Below are 19,133 nucleotides of genomic sequence, written 5' to 3' on the forward strand. Positions count from 1 at the left end.
CGGCAGCGTGAGGGGACCGTTGTGAACCCGTGATCGGCTGCGCAGTCGGACGTGAATGGTCGGAAGCGAGGCGGCGAGGTGAAGCGATCGTCAGTCGTCGCTCCGCCGCGACCCCGTTTCCGCCTCCCGCACGATCCCTCGAATGCGGTCGAGCGAAAGCGGGTCGATCGACCGCCGAACGCCTACCCCAGTATACAGGATGCTGGCGTCGACCTCGCGGTCCGGATACGCCGCGCTGACGACGTGGTGGTAGACGCTGAGCTGCTTGCGGTATTCCGGCTCGGCGCGCCGGCCGTCGTCGGTCTTGTAGTCGACGACCTCGACGCGGTCCGGCGTCACGTGGACGAGGTCGATCACGCCCGAGACGGTCACGCGCTCGCCGTCGACCGTCAGCGGGAGGTGTGCGTCCTCCTCGACCAGCAGCTCGCCGTCGAGGCCGTCGATGAACCGCGCGACGGTCTCCTCGTCGCCGTTCCGTGGCCCCTCGACGGTCTCGCCGAGCGCGTACGCCTCGGCGAACTCGTGGACCCGCGACCCGAACGCGGTGCCACGACGATCCGCTTCCGTCCCGCGGTTCGCGTCCGCCGAGACGTCCTCGGCCGCTTCAAACACGTCGTCGCGCATCAGCGTGTGCGGCGTGTGTCCCCGAGGACCCTCCGGGACGGGCATCTCGACCTGGAGCGCGGTTCGTTCGGACGGGCCCGGCGCGCGCCTCGTGACGTCGGGCGTGACCGACTCGATCTCGACCGGGAGTTCCTCGAGGAACGTGTTCGGCTCGTCGCCCGCGGTGAAGACGACGTGGCTCTCGGCCCGCGTGATGGCGACGTAGAGGAGCCGACGTTCCTCGTCGTAATTCCGGGGGAGACATTTCCGGAGGACGTCGGTCCGCCAGTCGTCGTAGACGTGTGGCATTCCGTGCGCGTCCGCGGAGAATCTCTTCCGCTGCCGCAAGCCGACGGGATCGTCGTAGGTGATGACCCCGCCACCGCCGCCGCTCGGCGGGAATCGGCCGCGATTCATGTTCGCGAGGATGACGATGGGGTGCTCGAGGCCCTTCGTGGCGTGGATCGTCCGGACCGTCACCGAGTTCGTGCCGGCACCGGCGTGCACCTCGTGGGTACTCCCGGCCTCGATGCCGCGTTCGATGAACCGGACCAGGTCGCCACGCGTCCGTGTCGTCGCGTCGTGGACCGACTGGAGCGTGTGGAGGACGACGTCGGCGGTCGGCCCGTCGTAGCCGTAGCGGGCGAACACGCGCCGTGCGACCCCGCCCAGCGTCTCCAGCGACCGCAGTTCCTCGCGGAACGCCGCCATGTTCTCGGGGTACGACTCACGTTCGAGGATCGCATCGACCTCGTCGATCGGATAGCCCGCTCGCTCGAGCACGACCGCCCAGCCGCGGTCGACGTCGTCCTCGAGGATGCGCAGCCAGGCGAGCAGGAGCTTCGCCTGGTCGGTTCGGAAGAGTTCAATGCCGCCCTCGTAGGCCATCGGCAGACCGTACTCCTCGGCGGTTCCGAGCAACTCGCGCCCGAAGTCACGAGTGCGCGTCAGCACCGCGACGTCGCCGTACTGCGGCGCCCGGAGGTCGCCGTCCTCGTTCTCGACACGGTAGTCCTCGTTACCGACGATCTCCCGTATCTTCGCCAGCACCGCCTCCTGCTCCTCGTCGCTCCGGATGGCTTCGATGGTGGTGTTCTCGTGGTCCGCGTTCGACTCCAGCGAGACGATTCGGTCGTCGACCGTCTCGACGTCGACGTCGTCGCGATTGGCCGCAGGGACTCGCAGGCCGTGTTCCGAGAAGTCGAGGATCGCCTGGGTGGAGCGATAGTTCTCGACGAGTTCGATGGTGGTGACGGGACTGGTCGGGAACGAGACGCGTTCGTGGTCGTCGTTCAGCTGCTCGACGAACCGATCGAGCCGGTCCTCGAACTCGACGATGTTGTCGACGTCGGCGTACTGGAAGCCGTAGATGCTCTGCTTCCAGTCCCCGACGACGCAGACGTTGTTCGTGCCCGCGAGCAGAAGTGCGAGTTTGAACTGGATCTCGCTTGAGTCCTGGAACTCGTCGATCATCACGTACTCGAAGGCGACGTCGTCGCGTAGCTCGTGGTTCTCACGGAGCAGGACGAACGCGAACAGCTGGAGCATCCCGAAGTTCAGGTAGTTGCGCCGCAGCGCGAACCGGAGATACCCGTGATAGACGTCGTGGACGAACCGCTTCAGCTCCTCCCGGTCCGCCTCGAAGACCCGTCGCGCGAGCTCGTCGGGCACCTGCTTGCCGTTGCCGCGAATCTCCGACTTTTCGGGCGCGTCGGGCAGGTAGGTCTTGTTCCGCCCGTACCGGCCGAGCTTCGACCGGAGCACCGACTGTTTGCGCCCGCCGTTCCGCGGCTCGTTCAGCTCGTCGAACTGTCGTTTGAACGCCTCGAAGTCGCCGTCGAGGTGGCGCTCGCCGTCGCGGTACCAGCCATCAGCGTCGGGAAACACGCCCTTCGCTGCGAGCTGATTGATGAGGCCGAGCAGCTCGCTCGGGTTCGAGAGCGCGCGGAAGAGATCGTCGTACTCGGGATGGTCGTCGCTGAATCGGTCGATGAACTCCCCGAACAGCGCGTCCTCGACGAGTTCGTCCTCGACGATGCGCGTCGATCCGGTGATGCGGTCGTCGATGCCGAGATGGGTCGGCGCGGCGTGACCGTGCTCCTCGAGGAGGTCGTGGCACAGCGAGTGGAACGTCCGGATCGGCGCGTCCGCGAGTTCGCGCATCCCGTAAGGACAGTGGCCGACGATGCGCTCCTTCATCTCGGCGGCCGCGTTGGTCGTGAACGTCACCAACAGGACGTCCTCGGGCTCGACGTCGTCCTGCGAGACGATGTTCGCGTAGCGGCGCGTCACGGCGAACGTCTTGCCCGTTCCGGCGCCGGCGTCGACGAGATGGATCCCGTCCGTGCTCTCGATGAGTTCCCGTTGTCGGGCGTTCGGTTCGGGGTCGGTCATCGCTCGGCCTCCGGACGCGCCAGCCGGTTTCCGTTCATCGGTCGCCCTCCAGGAGCAGATCGCGGTTGTCCACGTAGCGGTAGTTCGGCTCGCCGCCGAGTCCCGCAACGGGGAAGCGCTCCTCGCCGGCGCGCCGGCGGTTCAACTCCTCGAGGCGTTCGTCGACGAACGTCTCGAACGCGTCGAGGTCGTCCTCGAAGAACGCCCGTCCGCGAACGCGCGTCAACTGGCGCATCGCCTGCTTGCAGCCCGTCTCGACGTACTTGTAGTCGCCAACGCAGTCCTTCATCCGTGCAGTCAGCGTCTCGCCGAACGGCGAGTCGATGAGCTCGTCGCTGTCGGTCGTGTCCGGGAGGGCCGTCCCGTCGAAGACCGTAGCGTAGTCCTCGTAGGCCACCTGGGAGAGCGTCTTCCGGCACTTGTTCGATCCCTCCTCCACGAGCTCGTCGAAGAACGCCTTCGAGCGGGCGTACTCGTCGAACGGCATCGGGTGGTACGAGACGGTCGTCAGCGTGTCGTCGAGGTCGATCTCGCCGACGTCGTCGCCGGCGAGATCGACCGTACCCGTGACGACGTCGTCGAGCGTCTCGAGGAAGTGGAAGAACGTGAACTCCAGTTGCCGGTCGGGATACTGCGAGCGCCAGTGGGTGAGGTACAGCAGCGCCTGGAAGTTCGGCGAATCGCCGGGCGGGTCGAGCGCCGAATTCGTGACGACCTGGGAGGCGCTCTTGCGCCGGCCGCTCTTGTGGTCGACCAGCTGAGATCGGGAGTGAATCAGGTCGATCTTCCCCTTCAGGCCCAGGTCGTCGTTCTCGAACCAGCGTTCGGTGATGGGGGAGTCGACGGGCCTGTCGAAGCGTTCGGCGAAGACGTTGCTTCCCCAGTCACTCGTGGTAGTGAGGAACTCGCCGTCGACCGGCGTGTTCTCCTCGAAGAAGGCGACGATGGTCTCGAGGCCGACTCGGTACTTCGTTCGGCGTGTCGTTTCGTCGACCGACCGGACGAACGGTCGCGTCTCTTCGAGAACGTAGTCCACGACGTCGTCGATGACGTCCTGGTCGACGAAGTCCGGGTGATGAATGTAGAACTCGGCGAAGTCGTGGAAGAGGTTCCCCTCCGTGAAGTAGTCCGTATCGGGACCGTCGACGAGCCTGCCGAAGAAGTGGTCGCGGGGGGAATTGACGTACGTGCCGAGGCTCGACTGGCTGATCGTCGAGACGTCGCTGGTGGCGGCGTCGACCGGCTCCGTCGCGAACCCGCTATCGTCGCCCGGGCGGTCGACCCGTCGCGTGTGCGTTTCCGAATCCAGGTCGCTGAATCGTTCGAACTCCTCGTCGAGCAGTTCCTCGAAGTAGAGACACGGCGTCACCGTCGACCCGCCCGTCGCGTCCTGCACGAGGTAGTATTGTGTCGCCCCGCTCTGAAGGAGGAGCTGGAACTGCCGGATGTTGCGCGTGTACTGGGCGTCCTGGTCGACCCAGGGACGTCGCGGCGCCGAGTGCGTCCACTCCTCGTCGAGTCCCAGATGGAAGACGACCGGGCGGTCGACGTAGGCGGCCGACTTCGCATCGGCAAGTAACACGCCCTCGTTGTCACGGTCGACGGGAACCTCGTAGCTCCGGAGGTAGAACACGAACTGGTCCACGGCACGCTCGGTCGCGCGCGTGTCGGCGATGCCGAGCGTCTCCAGCTCATCCCGGAACGCCTCGAGCCGGCGGTCTGTCCTGTTCTCGAATCCGTCGAGTGCCTCGGCGAAGGTCCGGTCCTCGATGCGGTCGCAGAAGTCGACGACCCAGTCGAGTTCGCGGTCGTCGAACTCGGACAGTCGTTTCTCGTCGTGTTCGACGTCGAGCGAGACGTCGAGTCGTGCGAGGAGTGGCCGGATCTCGCCGACGCGAGTGTCGGTCCCGCCGTGCGCAGCACGAAGCAATTGAACGAACGTGCGGTGGTCGGGATGGTCGACGAACCCGGGACCACCGTAGAACGGGACGCCGTCAGCCTCGAGGGCGGACTCGATGAGTGCGGAGAATTCACTCCCCTGATCGAGCACGACGGCGACGTCGTCGGCGTTCTCCTCGGTGACGGCATCGACGACCGTGTCAACGATCGCCGTCGAGGAGTCGAAGACGTGGAACGGCGGATGGTCGAACTCCCGGTCGTCGAACACGTCGACGGCGTCGTAGTCGTCCGGGAGAATCGATCGCTCCAGCCGGGTCAGCTGGTCGACGCCGACGACTGCGACGTCCTGATCATCGTCGATACGATACTCAGTGAGGCGCCGCGACGTCGTGTCGAGGTCCGTGACGTACTCGACAGCTTGGCGTGTGGCGGCGTCGACGTAGGCATCGTACTCGAGGATCGCTTCGGGACGGCCCTGGTGTTCCCAGCACTGGAGGATGTTCCCGACGGCGTGGGCGCCGCGCTTCCAGTCGAGATCGGTTCGTCTGACCAGTTCGAGGAAGGCGATGCGGTCCTCGGCCTCCTCGCGTCGACCCGCCGCGATGCGGCGGGGCGTGATCGCGAACGACCCGAGACGTGGCCGGTCGATGCGACGGTTCAACGCGCCGGCTAGCGGCGCGTCCGGCACCACGACGAGGTCGTATCCGGCGACTTCCTCGTGGAGGTCGTCGACCGGCTTGGCCCGAGGAAATGACACGACGGAACGAGTCGGCCGGGAACTATTAAAGGTTCAGAGAGCGGCCGGCCGCAGGATATCGACTCCGTGTCGAGCGGGTCCTCGAGTTGTCCCATCACGGCCTCCAGCGCGTCGGTCGCGGTCACCAGTCCGACGATCTCGACGCCGAAGAGCTTGAGCGTCGCCGTCACGCGTTTCGACGAACTGCCGACTCGGGAATGGCGGGAGGTCGGCTGTGCCCACGGCGCGTACTGATGCCGCCGTTCGAGGAACGCGTGATGCCGCAACGTGGACACGCACTCGAGAAGAAGCCGACGCGGGCACCCGGATCGGAGTAACTTCAAAAGGTTACGAAGTAGTATTTATATCGAGTCATTGGGCCATAATCAATTACGTTCCCGGGTATCGATGGAAAGACATACTTGAGTTGCGGAAAATCGTCGTCCATGAACGTCGTCAATCCCGCGACCGGCGAGACGGTTGAGACGTACGAGACGGACGATGAGGCGGACGTCGTGACCGCGCTGGACCACGCGGAGAGCACGTTCGAGTCGTGGCGCAAACGGCCCCAACGCGACCGCGAGGAGCTCCTCGTCTCGGCGGCGGAGATCCTCCGTGAGCGACAGTCGGAGTACGCCGAGTTGATCACTCGGGAGATGGGAAAGCCGATCACACAGGCGGAAAGCGAGATCGAGAAGTGTGCGTGGGTGTGTGAACACTACGCGGAATACGCGAGCACGTATCTCGAGGACGAGTACCATCCGAGCCCCGCCGGCACGGAGGTGAAGACGTCCTACGAGCCGCTCGGGCCGATATTCGCCGTGATGCCGTGGAACTTCCCGTTCTGGCAGGTGTTCCGCTTCGCCGCGCCGAACCTCGTCGCGGGCAACGTCGGCCTTCTGAAGCACGCCTCGAGCGTCCCCGGCTGTGCGCTGGCCATCGAGGAGGTGTTCCGGGACGCCGGCTTCCCCGAGAACGCCTTCCAGACGCTTCTCGTTTCGTCCGACCTCGTCGAGGACGTCATCGACGACGACCGGGTGAAGGCCACCACGCTCACGGGCAGCGGCCCCGCAGGGAGCGCGGTCGCGGCCGCGTCCGGCGAGCGCATCAAGAAGTCCGTCCTCGAACTCGGCGGCAGCGATCCGTTCGTCGTCCTCGATGATGCTGACCTCGAGACGACCATCGAGAAGGGCGTCCGGGCGCGCAACCAGAACTCCGGACAGTCGTGCATCGCCGCGAAGCGCTTCATCGTCCACGACGACGTCTACGACGAGTTCGTCTCGGGGCTCGTCGAGGGAGCCGCGTCGTTGACGGTGGGAGATCCGACCGACCCGGAGACGGACGTCGGACCGCAAGCCAGCGCCGAGTTGCTGGCGGAGCTGCACGACCAGGTGGAACGGAGCGTGGCGGCGGGCGCGACCGTCGAGACGGGCGGGGAACCGCTCGACCGGGATGGGGCGTTCTACCCGCCGACGGTGCTCACGGACGTCCCGGACGACTCGCCGGCGGCTCGGGACGAACTGTTCGGCCCCGTCGCGGCCGTCTTCCGCGTTGACGACGAGTCCGAGGCGATGGCGCGGGCCAACGACACGCGGTTCGGACTCGGCGGAAGCGTCTGGACGACCGACCGAGAACGGGGCGAGCGGCTCGCCCACGAGATCGAGGCGGGCTGTGTCTACGTCAACCGAGTCGTCGGTTCCGACCCGCGGGTTCCCTTCGGCGGCGTCGGCGTCTCAGGGTTCGGCCGCGAGCTCTCGGAGGCGGGCATCAAGGAGTTCGTGAACCGGAAGACGATCTGGGTACAGTAGCTCCCTCACGTCTTTGCTCCACCGCATCCTCGTCGACAACGAACCGTTCCGGGCCGCCACGAACGGCCGCGAATTGCGTACCGTCGACCGCGGTCGGATCGGGACGGCTGCCAGCTGGTTCCTCGAGGAGCTGAACGCACGGGACGACGGCTGATGCGGCACCCATAGACCACGAGGTATCGGTCGTTGGTCGGCTAATCTGACCGGGAAGTGGCTTTGAAGAGAGGGTGGTCGATGTCCCACGCGAGGATAAGGCTGAGGAGTACGGCCAGGACGCCGAGTAAGGTGAGAGGTGAATGCTGTGTGAGCGAGAGTGGGATACCAACCGCGAATAGTGCCCATCGTATTGACGCTCGGACATTTCCGGATCGGTAGTGAATCACGATTGATGGCATAAGCAGGATGCCACCGATGAGACCGGCTATGACGGGTGTTCGAACGGCTATTCCTGCTACCGACAGTACAGGGAATTGAGTGATGATCAAAGCCCCAGCTGCGATAAATATAATGAGCACTCCAGAACCGAAGATAGTGGACCGACTTGGGGACACTACGGGCAACGGTCGAGCTTCCAACGACATAGAGGTTGCCTTGAGTCACCGCTACGTGCTAGAACAGAACAGTCCTCCTCGTCAGCTCTACAGGGGATCGGGCCTTGTTTGGACGCGGAACCAGCCTATCTATTTCGACGATGACGCTGTGCATCACCTGCTCAGTTAGTCTGCCCATCAATCACGGACTGTTCTCCCATTGCAACGGAAGGTTTCTTATGCGCTGCAAGATACAAAGCGCATACAGCGAACCCGAATCAGATACGTACTTGGAGAGAATATTAGTCGGTTAGTTTATGTAATATGCTATTGTCGCTCTCATAACGGGACCGATTTGTGAGTTATCTCTATCTCGCACATCTGTCGGTGTTCACAGTCGCGGCCCTGCTCTGTCTCGGTAGCATTCCCCGAGCGCGGTCGATAAAGCACGACGAGACGCGCGAAGGATTCGTTGCGATATTGCTCACCTGCAGCCTCTGGGCCATCGGATATTTGGGATACTTTCTGCTACCGACTCCCGAGGTTAAGGTCGCGTCCTACATCTTCGGGTTGATCGCCGCCCTCGCGTGTGTCGGTGCATGGTTGTACTTCAGTGCGGCCTATACCGGGCGATCGCCTCGCCAAGCGCCGTATCCTCGCCTCATCGTCGGTGGCTTCCTGGGTATCGTTTTAGTGAAAGTCACGAACCCCATACATCAGTTGTATTTCACGACTACGTGGGTCACTGAGCCCTTCCCCCATCTTGCTCTTCACCAAGGGATCCTTCACTGGATCATCCTTGCCATTTCCTACGTCGTCATCGGTATCTCCTTCTTCATATTGTTGGAACGATTCTACCACGCCGGAACAAGCGCACGCCCGTTGGTTGCACTCGTTGGCATCACCGCCCTTCCGATAGCCTTCAATATTTATGGTGTACTGGGATCGTCCCTGCTCCCGATCTGGTATGAACCCTTCGGGGTGGCGATCTTCTCCGTTGGGACGCTGTTTGTGTATTTCGAGCGGTTTGAAGCCATTCAATTCGCCGGTGATACTGACACCCCGACGATCTTCCTCGATCGAGATTGGACGATTCGAGACACCAACCTGGCGGCAACAACCATGTTTCCAGAACTTGACGAGGGAATCGGACAGTCCTTAGACGCCGTCCTCCCGATGGCCGCGGAGGCGGCCACTGATGGGGATCCGAATCCGATACGCATCAATCACGAAGGTTCGCCCCGATATTATCACGTCTCCACGACGTCTATTTCGACCGGTGAAGTCGTCACGGGTCGGGTGCTCACGTTAACTGACGTGAGCGAACAGGAGCAGTACCGCCGCCGGTTGGAGCGACAAAATGAGCGCCTCGAACGGTTTGCCAGCATCGTCTCGCACGACCTCCGCAACCCGCTGAGCGTTGCTGAAGGCTATCTGGAACTAGCCCGGGAGACTGGTGAGAACGAGTCCTTAGACAAAGTGGCGAGGGCTCATGATCGGATGTTTGAACTCATCGAAGACTTGCTGGAGTTAGCGAAATCCGGGATGAATATCGGAGAAACCGAGACGGTGGAACTTGCCAATGTGGTCCACGATTGTTGGCAGATGATCGCTTCAGCGGAGGCTACGTTAACGGTTCAGGAAGATTTGGGTATGAGCATGGAGGCCGATCGTGATCGTCTCGGAGAATTATTTGAGAACCTCTTTCGAAATGCCATCGAGCACGGGGGTTCCGACGTTGCGATCACAGTCGGCACGTTACCGGGGAAGAGGGGATTCTATGTGGAAGACACTGGCCCAGGAATTCCGGAAGCGGACCACGAAAAAGTATTAGAACCGGGATATTCCACGGCGGAAGATGGAACCGGGTTTGGTCTGGCAATCGTGAAGGAGATCGTGGAAGCCCATGGGTGGGAGATTCGCGTCACCGATGGCACTGACGGCGGTGCACGGTTTGAGATTTCTGGCGTGGAATCTGTTGAGTAAGTCCTCCGTATTTTCCACGCGGTTTCTAACACGAGTTTGGTGGGTCGGGACTTCACCTCGATATGTGAGTCCCCCGTACTGTGCGATCTACCCTGATCAAATTGGAGCATGATTCTGTGCGAGATACGCGCCCTCTCTTCAGCACGCCGTTTGTGTCATACGCTGAGGGTTTCTACGGAGTCTTCGCGTCGTGCGGCCCGGTTCACGACCCCCCAAACAATCACTCGTCCTTGACGATCACTGTGCCGACCATCTCGTCCTCGTGCGGGACACAAAAGTAGTCGTACTCGCCGGCAACCTCGAAGGTATGTTCGTACGTTTCACCGACTTCAAGGTCACCGTCCGGCCACGCATCTCGCGCCGCCCGCTCCGTGTCGTACTCCCCGGTCGTGAAAAATGCAGCTTCGTCAGGGATACCGTCCTCGTAGGCCGTGACGGTATGGCCCCACTCGGAGTCGTTTATCCAGCCAACCCGTTCGCCGACGCCGATGGTCACTGTCGCGGGCTCAAACGCGTTGTCGGGAGTCACCATTCCGACTACCGCGTCGTTTCGATCCTGTAGTTCCGTCCGTCGAGCGTCAAGCTGGCGCTCGCTCGGTCCGAAGGTTCCCGAGTTACAGCCCGCCAGCCCCGGTATGGTCCCGCTTGCGACTGCTGTCAGGAAACGCCGTCGCCGCGTCATATGAGCCGTATAGCGAGGGTATCATAGAATCCTTCGCATACCGTGAGCTCGTACTTCCCGGATTGGCTCCGGGTTCGTGGTTTGTGATAGCGACGATGACGTGAAGTACAGAGCGAGAATTGGAAGATAGCGTCGATCAACGAGGGGAATCTGGCGGCCACTATGAGAACGGCGAGATAATAACTGCACCACTACTTCTAACTCGACGTCCCGATAGTGGTCCGATATGCCCTCCACTCACATCGAGCGAGCAGATTCCGGTCTCAGTTGGGAGACGGACCTACACGGCATTCGTCGGCTCCCACACCGGATGGCGGCATTCATCGTCACGATGCACCCTGTGATCTGGGGTGGCTTTTTCATCGTGCTTCCGCTTGCGGTTCTCGGTTCAATGACCGTCTTCGGCTCTCGAGCAGCTATCGCGTACGTGATCGTCTGTGCGTGCCTGTGGTTGATGGTGTGGTTTTCGAGTGCGGGATTCAAGACGAACCGTTACCGGCTCAATTCCGAGAAGCACACAGTAACGATCAGGCCAGAATTCGACGATCCAGAGACGACACAGTTCGCAGCCGCTACCGGTACTGACGAACGGACGATCGGCCTCGACACGGTAGACGCGCTTCAATTGATTCCACTCGGCCCGATCGTTGCCGCTCGACTCCGCTATCGGTCCGCTACTGTCACGAAGCCGGAAGGGATCCTCATACCGCGGGGACAGGTACGCGAAATTGCAGGCGGCTTTCGGTCGTGTGGCGTGTCAGTCCCTGAACTGACGCCTGGCGACCGTCCGACGCCGGAGCGCCGACCGCTCCGTGCTGCGGCCCGGATCGCAACAACGCCGATTTTGATCGGCGTACTCCCGGTCTACGTCGTGCAGGTTCGCCTCGGGATCGAGGTGTGGCCGTTTCTGTTCGGGTTCGTCCTCGTCACCTGGGTCGTGATCGTTCGGCACTTCTCGGTCCGGTTCGGCATTCGCCCCGAGGGAGCGCGGGTACGAGACTGGTTGCTTCGATGGGCGATTGATTTGGTCGTCGCGGCGCTGGGATTAGCGGTTGCGCTCGGGCTTCTCGTCCTCGCCGGATCGATATGAGGACTGATCCGATAGGACAACATTCATTATGATGTAAAGGACCCTTTACTGTAAAGGATGTTTGACGGACTAGCTCTCGAACCGGATGAACCGGGGCAAGCGCGCCGCGTGTACTACCGCGTCGTGTACGCCATCCTCGCTATAGCGATCGTCGGATTGCTCGCCGGACTAGTCACGGGACGAGAAGTCCTCGGTACGATCATCTACTGTGGGGGCGCGTGGATCGGGAGCGGAATCACGTTCCTCGCCCCGAAACTGACCGACGTACCGCTCCAAGACGAGCGTGACACCGAACTGTACAACCGTGCAAGCGGCTTGACCCTCGGCGTCTTGTTTGTGCTCGGGCTCTCCGTCATCCCAGCCATCTACGTGCTTGAAGCTGCGGGACGTATCGAGCCGCCACCGGAAGTGACCGGTGCGATACTGCTTGCTTCGGGACTCTTTCTACTGTGGGGTGTCGCATACGGAATCGTCAAGCGACGGTAATCATCATGGAGAATGACCTTCCACGACGGCGCGAGGCGGCAGGGCTCAGTCAAGGTGAATTGGCCGAGGCAGTCGGCGTCACCCGACAGACCATTAACGCCATCGAGCGCGACCGATACGACCCATCACTCGACCTCGCCTTCAAGCTTGCAGCGCACTTCGAGTGCCACATCGAGGACATCTTCCAGCCCGAAGAGAACGACGACGAGACGTAAGTTTCAGGCAACAGTGGGGACAGACAACATATAACAAGCTCTCGGAAATGAGTCAGTACAACGTCCTAGACCGTGACGTGGAGATAAACGGTCAGACAATCCTTGCAACGCTTGAGGGGGTGAGTCGCTTCTCCGAGACCTACAAACAGCAGGTTCGGGATGCACTCGCGGACAACGGCATTGACGATCCAAAACCAGGCGAATGGTACTCCCAGCAGGCGTGGTTGGACGCATTCGACGTACTCGCTACAGAGTTGGAACCACACCTACTGGACCGGATCGGAGAACAGATTCCCGAGACAGCCGAGTGGCCAACGGGACTCTCAACAGTAGAAGACGCGCTCCAGTCGATCAACATCGCGTACCAACGGAATCATCGAGGGGGTGAGATCGGCTACTATCGAGTCACGGAACTCGACGATAAAGTGGCCACGATCCAGTGTAAAAACCCATATCCCTGCCCATTCGACCGCGGGCTTATCCGTGCCGTTATGCAACGATTCGCGCCGGTCGAGCGACTCGTATTCATCGAAGAAACGGGTGCAGAATGCCGGCGTGAACACGGGGATTCCTGCGTGTATACCGTGTATTGGTAGCCCTTTCTCCCGTAGGAATATCCAATAGGTATCGATGTTCGACACGCTTTCGCTCGTGTTCGGACCCGGACTCGTCGCTGCAGTACTGTGGAGCCCGATCCTACTCAGCAGTCGAACCCGTTCGTTATTCAACCGATTACCACCAGCGCGATCCACGATTGCAAGCTCTCTCCTCGTCGGTCATCCCGACCGGCGACTTCCGGGCTACGCGATGATGGGATTCCCTGAGTTGTCGGGGGCTGATCTCGTTCAGGAGTTCTTCTTGAGTATCTCCGACGAGCAAGTCTTCGAGAGTACAGACCCATCGGCAGCTGCGATCTCAGCGGTAGTCGGGACTCTGCGTGAGTGACCACAATATCCTTGGCCGGGTTCCGTGAACACGAGATAAATGACTGATTCGACTGATCCGGACTCGTCTCCGCTTTTCGAGGCGAAAGAATTCGACGAGTCCTCTGTATTTTCGCCGGAATCACTGCTGGAGAACGCCCGACGCCAGAAGGATCTCCCAGAACGCTCAGTCCCGGAAATCTGTATCCTCGATCCGGATGGAGATATCGTCCGTCAGTTGTCGGCCACCGGCGAAGCACACACAGATGAAGCGTGGCCCGGGTATCACACTGACCTCCATCGGTTCGAACGAAACGGCGAGGAGTTCGGAATTGTCGGGTGTGCTGTCGGGGCACCGTTCGCCGTGCTGCTTGCAGAGCAATTGTTCGCCGCAGGCTGCCGGTTTCTCATAAGCGTCACCTCCTCGGGACAGATCGTACCCAAGGACGATCCGCCCTACTTCGTTCTCATCGAGCGTGCGCTCCGCGACGAAGGAACGAGTCACCATTACCATTCGACGAGTCGCTACGCGACTCTCGATGACGAGCTTCGTGCTTCGGTGGAGGAGGAGTGCGAAACCGTGTCTCGACCTGTATACACGGGAGCAACGTGGACGACGGACGCACCGTTTCGGGAAACGGAGACTGCAATCGATCGTGCCCGATCAGACGAGATTCTTGCTGTCGAAATGGAGGCAGCAGCACTCTACACGTTCGCCAACGTTCGAGAGCAGCCAGTCGTTTGCTTTGCCCACGTGACCAACCAAATGGGGCAGACAGAGGAGGATTTCGAGAAAGGGGAAGCAGATGGGAGTCAGGATGCACTGGAGGTAATCGGCGCGTCTGCTACGGCTTGGAGATCTTTGAATTGACGTATCCAGCGATAAGTTCAGGAACGATGTAATGGTGGGCATAGCATCATTCGGTGATTGATTTTTCGATTTCCGACGAGTTTGGCTGTACGCGAATTCCGGTGACATCCACTCGCCCAATCGCCCATCAAACGAAAGCAAACACAGACCCGTTCGACTGATAATTGCCACGCTGTACGGCGATTATCCCGTTCTAAATGTATGGGCGCTGCAGGCTTCGGTTCGACTGTCGAACGAATCAACCTTTCAGGCGTGAGGCGGCCGAATTCAGATGTTTGAATTGAGGTCTATTCGATAATTTATTGATGAATATCCACTCATTAGTGATCACGAAGAGTGAATTCAGCAGGATATCTGTGTTTGTTTCGCACGGAAATATGCGTATCAGCCGCTAAGTAGGGCTGCCAACGAACAACTATTACCTTTACTAGGCTGCCGCAAAGGTCCAATCATCTTGCTGCGTAGGGCGCTCATCATTCATCTTCGATGCCAGTGATTTCGAACTGTACCCCTCCAGTCTCCGCCTCAGTCACGCGAATTTCTCACCCATACGCTTCAACGATCTCCTTTACAATCGCAAGACCAAACCCGGTTCCGGAATCCAACGTCGAAAACCCACTTTCAAACACTGTTTCCTGTTCATCCTCGGGAATCCCTGGCCCATCATCCGCTACAGAGAAGCCATCTGCTAACGCCCCTACTGTCACGGTCGGATAGAGATCGACCTATTTTGGAATGTCATCTAAAAAATAATTAGTTCCAGACGGGAAATCGTTTTGAACTGAGTCCACCAGTACTGCCTCTTTCCATACGCCACATAGGGTTATCAGACACTGGGGAGCATACGAACCGATGTCTGTCTTCCCCCACTTTTCACCCCTATGTGGGATACTTCCGTATACGAAGCACAGTGGATACGCCGCTTTCCACCGCTTAAACGCTCTCATCCAATTCCGGGAAGGTATACCAGTAGGGAGAGTGTCGATACACCTCACACGATTTGAGGGACTTCCGCAGCCACGTATTCAGTTCCCCGACTACCCGCACACGATCAATCGGTTCTGGTATCCTGTTCTTGTCCAACGAATGTCGTGAAAAGGACGAGACACCATAACCGTGAATCTCTCGCAATCTCTATTCGAAATAGAGGGGGGCGGGTGTCGTATCTATCAGTCGATTTTTGGGAGTTGGATTGACACGGTACTCCCGGTATCTTCGTGAGTGGCAATATCGATGTTACCACCAAGCGAGCGAGTACACCACTGGATGATCGACAGCCCCAGCCCGCTGCCATGCTGGAGGGGCGTGGCTCCATTCTCTAGCGCATCAATCTCCATCTCGGGGATGCCAGGGCCGTTATCAGCGATCCTGATGACAACGTCGTGCCCAGCGATGTCTTGACTGATGGTTATATGGGGATCATCAGCGTCGTTGTGTTCGATAGCGTTAGCGATAGCGTGTTCAAGCGCTAGCCGGAACCCCTCGTCAACGCTGATATACGTCTCCTCCTTGATGCTCAACTCGATGGTTACCTCTGGATACTCATCTTCTACTTTGGCGGCAACCGTCCGGATGATCTTGACGGCATTCGTCCGGTGGCGTTCCGAGGCATCCTTCTCGACGAGCCGCTCCAAATCCGCCACTGAATCGCTTAACTCCCCGATTTCTATGGCGGTTTCTTTGATGATCTCAGCTTGGCGTTCGATGTCTTCATCTTCGACTGCCCTCTGGAGTTGGTCGGCTCGTCCTTGGATAACGTTCATATCGTTACGGAGGTTGTGACGTAGGACTCGGTAGAGCAACTGCAGGCGCCGTCCTCGGGCTTTGTACGCCGTCAGATCTTGAAACTCCCCGAGCACGTACTGGCCGTCGTTCAGTGAGATGGGGGAGAGAGTTACCTGCACCCATCGAGGTTCCCCATTGGCACGCTTAATCTGCCACTCGAACGTCTGGTTCTCGCCACCAGCGGCACTGTTGATGTAATCGGAAACCTGCGCCTCGTCGATTTCGGCTCGTGGTGCGATCAGGTCAGCCAACGAGCTGCGAAGAAACTGTTCTTGGCTGTAGCCCAGTAACCGTTCGGTCGCCGGATTGCACTCTTTCGGGGTTCCATCCTCTGCAAACAGAACCACGATATGTTCAAGCCGCTCGAACGCCGTTGGTAATATATGTGTCATTATTCAATGCACCATTTCTGTAAATATTCGTTACTGTTCGTTCCTATCTTCGATTATATTGCGAACTGAAACCTCATTATGGGTGATCACGATATGGTAACCTGCGTGCCGGAACTCGACCCGTTCGACTCCGGACTCAACTACTGCCTGTAACGCATCTACATCAACTGAGTCATACAGCGGTGGTAACTCGTTGATATCACGCTCATCAAAATCATCTATCTTCGACACGATCTTATGAAGTAGGTTTCCCCCAGTCATCCTTCTTCGATTTCGAGATTTGTAATTTCAAACTGCGCCCCGCCACTGTCTCCCTTCGTAACGCGAATGTTCCAGTTGTGAAGATCTGCGATTTTTTGGACTATCGATAACCCATATCCTGGGCTCTCCTCGTCAGTCGAAAACCCGGATTCAAACACTCTTTCCCGATGTGACTCCGGTATCCCACTTCCGTCGTCTTCTACGTAGAACCCATTTTCGAGTGCTCCAACCCTTATTGTCTCCGCATCCCCGTGGTCGATCGCATTCCAGAATAGATTCTCGAACACTCGATCTGCCGTATTGCCGTACACTTCGAACGCCAGATCATCCTCCACGATGAGATCTACATCCTCCGAGGTAACAGTCGCCCACGCCTTTTGTGCTATCTCTTCGAGAGAGACCTCCACCAATTCAAAGTCATCCCCGCGGGCAAAGTGAAGTAATTCATCAATAAGATCTCTCATGCGATTGTGGGCCTGCGTAACCTCTTCGAGATGCTCGAAATCCCCGGTTTCCTGCGCCAACTGGAGTTGCCCTTCAGCCACGTTCAACGGGTTCCGCAGGTCGTGTGAGACGGTGTTGGCAAAGGATTCCAGAACTTCATTCCGGTACTGTAGTTCCTGCTCCTGTTCTTTCTCGTCAGTGATATCACGTGACTGGATAAAGAGTCCTTCATCGACGGGATGGACGTGGACTTCGATCCAGCAATCAGCGGGTTCATAGTACCTCTCAAACTGTGCTTGTTCGTGCGTCTCCATCGCGTCTTGATACGCGGTGTATAATTCTGTCCCGACCGCTTCGGGGAAGACATCCCAAACCACTTCTCCGATTATCTCATCTGCGGGAACCCCGGATCGCTGTTCCATAACTTCGTTCCAGTACGTGACAGTCCAGTCATTGTCCACGATGTAAAACCCGTCAGTCTGCTCGTAGAGTGCAAGCAGTCGGTCTTGCGCGATTTTCGCTTTCCGTTCGGAGCGTCGCCGTCCAACTACTGTGCGAATCCGGTTGGCGAGTAACTCATAACTCTCTGTCCCGTCCTTTTGCAGGTAGGAATCCGCTCCCGCGTTGAGGGCCTCGGATGCAATTTCTTCGCTTCCTTTCCCGGTGAATAGAATGAACGGGAGGTTCGGATACTCCTCTCGAATGGCTTTCAGAAATTCAAGCCCATTCGTACCCGGCATTTCATAATCGCTCACCACGCAATCAATCGACTCGTCTTCGTACCGTTCTAGGCCAGCGTCAGGGCTCGTTACTGTAACGACAGAAATCTGGTTGTCGAGTTGTTCCAAGAAGTCCTGGACGAGATCGCAGATCATCTCATCGTCGTCCGCGTGGAGGACACGAATTGTGTCGTGATCTGCGGTGCCACTCATACCTTGGTTCCTCGCCTATGTGTCTCCTTGCGCCTCCAAAATAATACTTTGGTATGAGATTGGTATGCCCCACCACTTTCAACCCGTTTCTGACCGTATCATCAAAAATGAGCGATACGGATGGAATTGAGGACGTCGAATCCTATATTTTAAGCTCTAAGTATCGGTTGCGTACGCTCGAACACCTCGCTGGGACTGTCCGCGCTACACCGACGGACATCGCCGACAGTATCGGCGTTTCTCAGTCTCACATCTCCCGAGCGTTGTCGGAACTCCAAGAGAAAGGCGTGGTTGAGTTGCGGGTTCCTGAAGGGCGGACTGTCGGACGTTATTATGGGCTCACGGAGAAGGGAGAAGATGCGTGGCCCGAAATTAAGCGCCAGATTCGAAGTATCGAATGGACTATTGAAGAGCCGTCTTCTCCGGCTACACGTTCGGTTGTTGGATTAGCAAAGGACGAGTTCGGTGAGTGGTTGCGGAGTGTGGGGCTGTACGACGGTGATGAGGTGACTATTTTTTATATTGACCCGGAAGTCCGATCGAGTTATTCCGATGAGGAACTAGAGGAGGCATTACGTACGCTCATTTTCGATCATTCGATGGACGATGTCAGTATACCAAGTGACGACTGCTGGTCAGAAGTCCTGAATTTTGCTGATTTCTCGGTTATCAGAGTCCGGATTAATGATGAGTATACAGTGTGGATTGCGTTCGATAGGGATCAAAATGTGTCCGTACCGGACTTTGCAGAATCCGTCGCGGCTCATTTCGACACGTAATCTTCAGGGTTTTTCGGGAATGTGACTGGAGAGTCCCGACAGGATTCACAAGAACAACGAAGATACCTCCCCGGTCATTGATTCTGAACCCAATAGAGGGTATCTGGATCTCCGCGCTGCGCTGCAGGACATCGCCACAGAAGCGATGAACGACTTACAGTAACACGAAGGCTGGATTCGAGGTAACGAATCAAGCGAGGTTGTCAAAGACGGGTCTGTTACGATCCTTTGCCGCGAACAAGATTGCTTCTTGAATACCCAAGTACATTGATTGTACTTAACGAGGCACACTGGGTCATAGCTAGGGTTTCAACAGA

The 19,133-nt window shown here is 58.8% G+C and carries 15 protein-coding genes and 1 pseudogene; 9 read left to right on the plus strand and 7 right to left on the minus strand.

Annotation, left to right across the window (positions count from 1 at the left end; translation table 11 throughout):
- Positions 1–90: 90 nt before the first annotated feature.
- Entirely contained in the window at positions 91–2,997 is a 2,907-nt protein-coding gene (locus BLV25_RS09370; RefSeq protein ID WP_092732570.1) for a UvrD-helicase domain-containing protein, read from the minus strand.
- Between the two features lie 34 nt (positions 2,998–3,031).
- Entirely contained in the window at positions 3,032–5,653 is a 2,622-nt protein-coding gene (locus tag BLV25_RS09375; RefSeq protein ID WP_092732573.1) for a PD-(D/E)XK nuclease family protein, read from the minus strand.
- A 425-nt stretch (positions 5,654–6,078) separates the two neighbouring features.
- Between BLV25_RS09375 and BLV25_RS09380 the strand changes: the two genes are divergently transcribed.
- From BLV25_RS09380 to BLV25_RS09385, 3 genes are all read left to right on the plus strand, one after another.
- Positions 6,079–7,440: an NAD-dependent succinate-semialdehyde dehydrogenase gene (locus BLV25_RS09380; RefSeq protein ID WP_092732576.1), complete on the plus strand. Its 1,362-nt coding sequence runs from the start codon at positions 6,079–6,081 to the stop codon at positions 7,438–7,440.
- A gap of 13 nt (positions 7,441–7,453) precedes the next feature.
- Entirely contained in the window at positions 7,454–7,594 is a 141-nt protein-coding gene (locus BLV25_RS17385) for a hypothetical protein (protein WP_176819468.1), read from the plus strand.
- Positions 7,595–8,327: 733 nt separating this feature from the next.
- The gene (locus BLV25_RS09385; protein WP_092732579.1) at positions 8,328–9,956 is read left to right on the plus strand and encodes a sensor histidine kinase; all 1,629 of its coding nucleotides are present in this window, start codon (positions 8,328–8,330) and stop codon (positions 9,954–9,956) included.
- A 220-nt stretch (positions 9,957–10,176) separates the two neighbouring features.
- Here BLV25_RS09385 and BLV25_RS09390 read toward each other — a convergent pair whose 3' ends face one another.
- Complete coding sequence (locus tag BLV25_RS09390) at positions 10,177–10,638, minus strand: cupredoxin domain-containing protein (RefSeq protein ID WP_092732582.1); 462 nt, start codon at positions 10,636–10,638, stop codon at positions 10,177–10,179.
- 226 nt (positions 10,639–10,864) lie between these two features.
- On the opposite strand from BLV25_RS09390, the gene BLV25_RS09395 reads away from it, so the two are divergent.
- The 5 genes from BLV25_RS09395 (at position 10,865) to BLV25_RS09420 (ending at position 14,223) form a co-directional block, all read left to right on the plus strand.
- Complete coding sequence (locus BLV25_RS09395) at positions 10,865–11,728, plus strand: hypothetical protein (RefSeq protein ID WP_039401583.1); 864 nt, start codon at positions 10,865–10,867, stop codon at positions 11,726–11,728.
- A 57-nt stretch (positions 11,729–11,785) separates the two neighbouring features.
- On the plus strand, positions 11,786–12,214 hold the full coding sequence (locus tag BLV25_RS09400) for a hypothetical protein (RefSeq protein ID WP_021074159.1): 429 nt from the start codon (positions 11,786–11,788) through the stop codon (positions 12,212–12,214).
- A gap of 5 nt (positions 12,215–12,219) precedes the next feature.
- Positions 12,220–12,429: a helix-turn-helix transcriptional regulator gene (locus tag BLV25_RS09405; protein WP_021074160.1), complete on the plus strand. Its 210-nt coding sequence runs from the start codon at positions 12,220–12,222 to the stop codon at positions 12,427–12,429.
- Between the two features lie 47 nt (positions 12,430–12,476).
- Entirely contained in the window at positions 12,477–13,025 is a 549-nt protein-coding gene (locus BLV25_RS09410) for a hypothetical protein (RefSeq protein ID WP_092732585.1), read from the plus strand.
- A 388-nt stretch (positions 13,026–13,413) separates the two neighbouring features.
- Positions 13,414–14,223, plus strand: coding sequence for a nucleoside phosphorylase (locus BLV25_RS09420; protein WP_081758132.1), 810 nt, complete (start codon positions 13,414–13,416; stop codon positions 14,221–14,223).
- Between the two features lie 473 nt (positions 14,224–14,696).
- Here the strand turns inward: BLV25_RS09420 and BLV25_RS09425 are convergent.
- The 4 genes and pseudogenes from BLV25_RS09425 to BLV25_RS09435 form a co-directional block, all read right to left on the minus strand.
- Positions 14,697–14,933: pseudogene (locus tag BLV25_RS09425) on the minus strand (sensor histidine kinase); the annotation flags it as partial.
- 459 nt (positions 14,934–15,392) lie between these two features.
- Complete coding sequence (locus BLV25_RS09430; RefSeq protein ID WP_092732594.1) at positions 15,393–16,400, minus strand: ATP-binding protein; 1,008 nt, start codon at positions 16,398–16,400, stop codon at positions 15,393–15,395.
- Positions 16,401–16,430: 30 nt separating this feature from the next.
- On the minus strand, positions 16,431–16,661 hold the full coding sequence (locus BLV25_RS18145; RefSeq protein ID WP_176819469.1) for a HalOD1 output domain-containing protein: 231 nt from the start codon (positions 16,659–16,661) through the stop codon (positions 16,431–16,433).
- Complete coding sequence (locus BLV25_RS09435) at positions 16,658–18,037, minus strand: response regulator (RefSeq protein WP_092732597.1); 1,380 nt, start codon at positions 18,035–18,037, stop codon at positions 16,658–16,660. The genes BLV25_RS18145 and BLV25_RS09435 overlap by 4 nt, the downstream gene beginning before the upstream one ends.
- Before the next feature lie 107 nt (positions 18,038–18,144).
- Between BLV25_RS09435 and BLV25_RS09440 the strand changes: the two genes are divergently transcribed.
- A complete protein-coding gene (locus BLV25_RS09440; protein WP_176819470.1) occupies positions 18,145–18,816 on the plus strand; it encodes a helix-turn-helix domain-containing protein in 672 nt (223 codons plus the stop codon).
- Positions 18,817–19,133 lie beyond the last annotated feature (317 nt).

Origin of the sequence: Halopenitus persicus (genome assembly GCF_900107205.1) — an archaeon.
GTDB lineage: Archaea > Halobacteriota > Halobacteria > Halobacteriales > Haloferacaceae > Halopenitus > Halopenitus persicus.